This window comes from Parabacteroides sp. Y3-G-102, assembly GCF_023656845.1.
Taxonomy (GTDB): Bacteria; Bacteroidota; Bacteroidia; order Bacteroidales; family Tannerellaceae; genus Parabacteroides; species Parabacteroides distasonis.
On sequence record NZ_JAMOKU010000062.1, the window covers coordinates 22,969 to 29,916 of the forward strand.

Sequence of the window (6,948 nt, forward strand, 5' to 3'; positions counted from 1 at the left end):
ATAATTCCCATTATGTTTAATAGTATTATAAGCGATCAAAAAATGACTACTCCAATACATGATACACAAATAAAAAACCGCCTAGTAACCTTATATTACTAGACGGTTCCAATTTATTCTGAAAGAAGAAATTACTTATTCATCTCTGCTTCAATAGCATCGAATTTATCACCCATATTCAAGTTGTAGTAAATACCTCTTAAAGCGGTCATATATTCTCTTTCTTCTGGTTTCATTTGGTGAGCTTTCTCAAAGTAAGGAAGAGCTAGCTTAAAGAATTCCTTAGCTTTGCCTAATTCCTCTTGATATTGTTTTGCGTCGTTGATCATATTAGCCTCACCTTGCTTGTTTACACCTTGGTTGTAATATACACGACCTAAGTTAGAGAGAGATTCGATATAGTCAGGATTGATCGCCAATGCTTTCTTGAAATACTCTTCAGCTTTAGCGTAATCTTTCAAACCAGTCTCATAAACACGGCCCATTACATCGTAAAGCTGTGGATTGTTGGAATCCTTAGCGATAGCTGTGTTCAAATATTCAATAGCTTTCTCATTTCTATTAGAATAGATGTAATTGTTTATAAGGCTCATTAAGAAATACTGTTCCTCAGGGAATTTATTCAAACCTTCTTCCAAAGTCTTCTCTAAATTCACGGTATCTTTAGCTTGCTCATACTCATAGCATAAGTATTGATATACCTCGCTTGCTCTATAATCCGTATTTTTAGCACGCTCTAACGCTGCGATAGCTTTTTGAGAATCGCCAAGTTGGGTCGCTGCTACAGCGGCATAGAACTGAACTGTCATGAAGTTTGAATCTCTTTCAGCGACAGCCTCACCTTTAAACATCGGCATATCAGATATTTTCAGGTATTGCTCGAAGAAATCGTAAGCTTTGTTATAATCTTTCTGATCGAAATAGTAAGCACCACCATTGATGTAATATACGTGGTTTGCTCCTAGGATACCTTTGATATCTTTCGTGAACTTAGGTTTAACTTTTCCTTTTTCATTAGGAAGTTGATCTAACTCATATGCTTTCTCAAAGTATGGCAAAATACTACCCAATGCCTCGTACATAACAGGCTCGTCCGGTTGTTGGCCCAAGACTTGTTTAGTTCTTTCGTTGCTGAACTGTTGATCCTCGATAAAACCGGCAACATACCAAGTTTTAGCGTCATCCTTTGTTTCTGGATTTTCCAAAGCTCCTTTAATAAGAGTTCTGGCTTCCGAGAAATCAGGAGTTGAACCCTTAGCTATACTTTGAGCCTCATTTACAGCTTTTTTCTGTGCAAAAGAGACCGATGCTGCGACACATAGTGCCACTGTTAATAATACTCGTTTCATTGCGATAGTAATTTTGAGATTAATATTTCTATTTGTTTAAAATTATTCAGTTATTTCTTCGTTATTATCTAGCTCGTTATCCTTCTCTGATTCCGGCAGATCAACATCGGTACCTAGACTAGCTTGATTCTCACTCAACTCTCTTCCCTCATTCTCTTGTCTGGCTTCTTGTTCCGCTTTTTGCTCGGCTATCTCCTCTTCACTCTCAGACAATACTTTACATACAGAAGCGATTTCGTCGTTGCGCTTTTCTAGATTAATCAAACGAACACCTTGAGTAGCACGTCCTATTACGTTCAAATCGGCCACTTTCATACGGATAGCGATACCCGACTTATTGATAATCATTAAATCGTTCTCGTCCGTAACATTCTTGATGGCAACTAATTTACCAGTCTTCTCCGTGATATTAATGGTTTTTACGCCTTTACCGCCACGATTCGTTATACGATAATCCTCGATAGAGGAACGTTTTCCATATCCCTGCTCCGATACGACGAGTACGGTCTCTTTTTCCTTGTCCTTGATACAGATCATACCAACGACTTCATCGGTATTATCCTCGTCCAAAGTCATACCTTTCACTCCGGAAGCCGTACGGCCCATTACACGTACCGCGCTTTCATGGAAACGGATCGCCCGGCCGTTACGGTTCGCTATGATCACCTCGTTGTTGCCATTCGTCATACATACTTGGATCAAGCCATCGTCTTCACGCAATGTAATAGCGTTCACACCGTTTTGACGAGGACGGGAATAGGCCTCCAACAAGGTCTTTTTGATCACACCTTTCTTCGTACAGAATAATAGGTAATGAGAATTAATGAATTCCGTATCGGTGGTTAATTTCTTAACACGTATAAAGGCTTGTACCTTATCATCCGGCTCGATATTCAGAAGATTCTGGATCGCACGTCCTTTAGCGTTCTTAGCTCCTTCCGGAATCTCGAATACCTTCAACCAATAACATTTACCTTTTGCCGTGAAGAATAATAAGGTCGCGTGCATGGATGCCGGATAGATATACTCAACGAAATCCTCGTCTCTAGTCTCGGAACCCTTCGCTCCTACACCACCACGGCCTTGCGCACGGAACTCACTTAACGGGGTACGTTTGATATATCCCATATGAGATACGGTAATGATCATCTCATCATCCGCATAGAAATCCTCCGGATTTAATTCCTCAGAGGCGTAAACGATATCCGTCTTACGTTCGTCGCCAAATTTATCCTTGATTTCCAATAATTCATCTTTGATAACCTTCATACAAAGGTCCTCATTCTCCAGAATCTCATTCAAATAAGCGATCAACTTCTCGATCTCCTCATATTCCGCACGCAATTTGTCTTGTTCCAGACCTGTCAACTGACGAAGTCTCATCTCGACAATCGCACGTGCTTGAAGCTCAGATAAAGAAAAACGTTCGATCAAACGCTCGATAGCCTCTTGCGGGCTCTTGGAAGACTTGATAATCGCGATTACCTCGTCTATATTATCGGAAGCGATGATCAAGCCTTCCAATATATGAGCTCTCTCTTCCGCTTTCCTCAATTCATATTTTGTACGCCGGATAACGACCTCATGACGGTGCTCAACAAACGCCTTGATTAAGTCTTTTAAGTTAAGCAATCTCGGACGGCCGTTCACCAAAGCGATATTATTGACGCTGAATGAGGATTGCAGAGCCGTAAGCTTATACAATTTATTCAGCACGACACTCGAGTTTGCGTCACGTTTCACGTCAACTACGATACGCATACCGCTACGGTCGGACTCGTCATTGACATTGGAAATGCCATCGATACGCTTCTCGTTTACCAGGTCAGCGATATACTTGATCAACTCAGCCTTATTTACCAAATAAGGAATCTCGGTAATAATAATCTTCTCATGATTATTCTCCACCTCAATCTCGGCTTTACCGCGAAGGATGATACGTCCCCTACCCGTCTCGAAAGCGTCTTTCACGCCTGCGTAGCCATAAATTGTAGCGCCTGTAGGGAAGTCCGGAGCCTTGATATATTGCATTAAGCCCTCTACCTCGATATCTCCCTTGGCATCGATATAAGCGATACAACCATCTAATACCTCGCTCAAGTTATGAGTCGGCATATTCGTAGCCATACCAACGGCGATACCCGATCCACCATTTACAAGTAAGTTAGGAACACGAGTCGGCAATACGGTCGGCTCCTTCAACGTATCATCGAAGTTAAGCTGGAAATCTACCGTGTCCTTATCGATATCCCGGAGCATTTCTTCGGCGAGTTTACTCAGTCGTGCCTCTGTATAACGCATAGCGGCAGGACTATCACCGTCCACTGAACCGAAGTTACCTTGTCCGTCTACTAACGGATAACGCATAGACCATGTCTGGGCCATACGAACCATGGCGAAATATACAGACGAGTCGCCATGTGGATGATATTTACCTAAAACTTCACCAACTATTCTCGCAGATTTTTTATAAGGTTTGTCGGATGTGTTACCCAGTTCATTCATTCCAAATAAAATACGGCGGTGAACCGGCTTAAAGCCATCCCTAACATCAGGAAGAGCACGTGAAACAATGACAGACATTGAATAATCAATGTATGCCGATTTCATTTCCTCTTCGATGTTAATCTTAATAATTCTGTCTTGATCAACCATTTAGTTTTATATTAATTACACTCAATATCTCACCTCTGAAAAATTGCACTAAGGTAAGGTTTTTCCGTATACTACGAAAGAATTTGTCTTGAAATTTTGCGCCTCTGGGCTTTTCAAGGCTTATTAAGGAATAATGGCACGAAATTTGATGATAGTTGGAATAGATTATGTAACTTTGCGTAATCAGTACATATATAATATAGTATGAAAAATTATTCGAAAAGATTGATTGACGTGATTGAGTATAGCCGTGAAGAAGCGGCTAGGCTCCAGAATAGCTATATCGGGCCGGAACATTTGATGCTAGGCATCATTCGGGAAGGCGAAGGCGAGGCAATGCGTGTCTTGCGAGAGCTACATACCGATCCGATGGATATTAAACGCAAGATTGAGCAAGAAATAAAGAACACATTCGATTCTGAGGATTCTGTCCAGCATGAGATCGCTATAAGTAAGACTACAGAACGTGTCTTGCGTATGAGTATGCTGGAATCTCGTTTATTCAAGGAAGATGAGACCGATACGGAACATCTCCTATTGGCGATATTGAAAGAGGAGTTTAATGTAGCCGCCAAGGTGTTGAACGATGCGGGTATTACTTATCGTTCCGCATATAATATATTAGTAAGCGGAACCGGTTTGAACAATATGGAGGAATTCGACGAGATCAGCGACGGATATACGGATGATGACGAAGATGACGAGGACGAAGGTTTCTCCTCTCGTCGTGAGGCATCTCGCCCCTCTTCCGGTGCTGGAGCGGGAGCCGCTCAACCGAAATCCCCTAATGATACACCTGTTCTGGATAACTTCGGAACGGATATGACACGTGCCGCCGCAGAAAACCGTCTAGACCCGATTGTGGGACGTGAGAAGGAGATCGAGCGTTTGGCCCAGATATTAAGCCGTAGGAAGAAAAATAATCCGGTATTGATTGGTGAGCCGGGTGTGGGTAAGTCGGCTATCGTAGAGGGATTGGCTTTACGCATTATTCAGCGTAAGGTTTCCCGGGTGTTATTCGATAAGCGTGTGATTAGCTTGGATATGGCTTCTATTGTCGCCGGCACGAAATACCGCGGACAATTCGAGGAACGTATTAAGGCTATCTTGAATGAGTTATCGAAGAACCCGAATATCATCCTCTTTATCGATGAGATTCATACGATTGTTGGCGCTGGTTCCGCTTCCGGGTCTATGGATGCGGCGAATATGCTGAAACCTGCGTTGGCTCGTGGTGAGATTCAATGCATTGGCGCTACTACTTTGGATGAATATCGTAAGAATATCGAGAAAGACGGTGCGTTGGAACGTCGTTTCCAGAAAGTGATCGTTGATCCGACTACGGCGGAAGAAACTTTGCAGATCTTGCGTAATATCAAACCTCGTTATGAGGAGCACCATAACGTGATCTATACTGAAGATGCTTTACAAGCGTGTGTAAAATTGACAGAAAGATATATCAGCGACCGTAATTTCCCGGATAAGGCGATCGATGCTTTAGACGAGGCCGGTTCCCGTGTACATATATCTAATATCATTGTTCCGAAAAGTATCGAAGAGCTTGAGGCAAAGATCGAGGATACGAAGAATGAGAAATTAGCGGCCGTGAAATCTCAGAACTTTGAATTAGCCGCAAGTTTCCGCGATAAGGAGCGTCAGTATTTATTGCAACTAGAGGCCGCGAAAGCTAAATGGGAACAAGAGCTTCAAGAACATCGGGAGACCGTTGATGAAGAGAAGGTCGCTGAAGTTGTTGCCATGATGTCCGGTGTACCTGTTCAACGTATCGCTAAGGCAGAGAATGTCAAGCTTCTGGAAATGGCGGACGTATTGAAAAGTAAGGTGGTCGGGCAGGATGATGCTGTTCAAAAGATCGTAAAGGCAATTCAACGTAACCGTGTTGGCTTGAAAGATCCGAATAAGCCGATCGGAACTTTTATGTTCCTAGGACCGACGGGTGTAGGTAAAACTCACTTGGCCAAGAAGCTTGCTGAATATCTATTTGATTCGGCGGATTCTTTGGTACGTATCGATATGAGTGAATACTTGGAGAAATTCGCTGTTTCCCGTTTGATCGGAGCGCCTCCCGGATACGTTGGTTACGAGGAAGGTGGCCAGTTAACAGAGAAAGTACGTCGCAAGCCCTATTCGGTGGTCTTATTGGACGAGATCGAGAAGGCGCATCCGGATGTATTTAACTTGCTGCTGCAAGTCTTGGATGAAGGCCGTTTGACGGATAGTCTGGGTAGACGTATTGATTTCAAGAATACGATCTTGATCATGACTTCCAATATTGGTACCCGGCAATTGAAAGATTTCGGCCGTGGCGTTGGTTTCAATACTCAGATGGCTGGTGAGCCGGATAAGGATTTCTCCCGTAGCGTGATCCAGAAAGCGTTGAATAAAGCATTTGCTCCAGAGTTCTTGAACCGTGTGGATGATATCATTATGTTCGATCAGCTTGATAAAGCCGCTATTCATAAGATTATCGATATTGAGTTGCAGGGTCTGTATCAGCGTGTATCAAATCTGGGCTATGAGTTGTCGATCACAGACGAGGCAAAAGATTTCATTGCGACAAAAGGCTACGATATCCAGTTCGGTGCCCGTCCGTTGAAGCGTGCGATCCAGAAGTATCTGGAAGATGAGATGGCGGAGATGATTATCCGTGCCTCAGTAGGTGAAGGCGATACGATTATCGTAGACTTTGATAAGGAAGAGCAGAAAATCACGACTTCGATAAAAAAGAAAGATGCTGAATAAGTTTGTCTATGAATATAGAAGCCGGGCGTGAGTCCGGCTTTTTTTATGTTCGTCCATCTTATGGCTCACCCGATAAATCAGGGGGAAAATTCTTTAATTCTATAGAAAATTTGCACCTTTGTACCATGAACAATCAAGGACTATTAGCATTGGCACAGTTGATTCTGCCATCAGAGATACT

3 protein-coding genes are annotated in these 6,948 nt (G+C 42.8%); 1 reads left to right on the forward strand and 2 read right to left on the reverse strand.

Annotation, left to right across the window (positions count from 1 at the left end; all coding sequences use genetic code 11):
* Nucleotides 1-131 precede the first annotated feature (131 nt).
* Together NBH16_RS21245 and gyrA are read right to left on the reverse strand one after the other, a co-directional pair.
* Nucleotides 132-1,349: a tetratricopeptide repeat protein gene (locus NBH16_RS21245; RefSeq protein ID WP_009017452.1), complete on the reverse strand. Its 1,218-nt coding sequence runs from the start codon at nt 1,347-1,349 to the stop codon at nt 132-134.
* 42 nt (nt 1,350-1,391) lie between these two features.
* Complete coding sequence (gene gyrA, locus NBH16_RS21250; RefSeq protein ID WP_048927297.1) at nt 1,392-4,004, reverse strand: DNA gyrase subunit A; 2,613 nt, start codon at nt 4,002-4,004, stop codon at nt 1,392-1,394.
* 204 nt (nt 4,005-4,208) lie between these two features.
* Here gyrA and NBH16_RS21255 point away from each other — a divergent pair, with 204 nt between their 5' ends.
* Complete coding sequence (locus NBH16_RS21255; protein WP_005862303.1) at nt 4,209-6,767, forward strand: ATP-dependent Clp protease ATP-binding subunit; 2,559 nt, start codon at nt 4,209-4,211, stop codon at nt 6,765-6,767.
* Nucleotides 6,768-6,948 lie beyond the last annotated feature (181 nt).

Coding starts and splice junctions, on each gene's coding strand:
- NBH16_RS21245 (WP_009017452.1), bottom strand. CDS start 1,349: ATGAAACGAGTATTATTAACAGTGGCACTATGTGTCGCAGCATCGGTC.
- gyrA (WP_048927297.1), bottom strand. CDS start 4,004: ATGGTTGATCAAGACAGAATTATTAAGATTAACATCGAAGAGGAAATG.
- NBH16_RS21255 (WP_005862303.1), top strand. CDS start 4,209: ATGAAAAATTATTCGAAAAGATTGATTGACGTGATTGAGTATAGCCGT.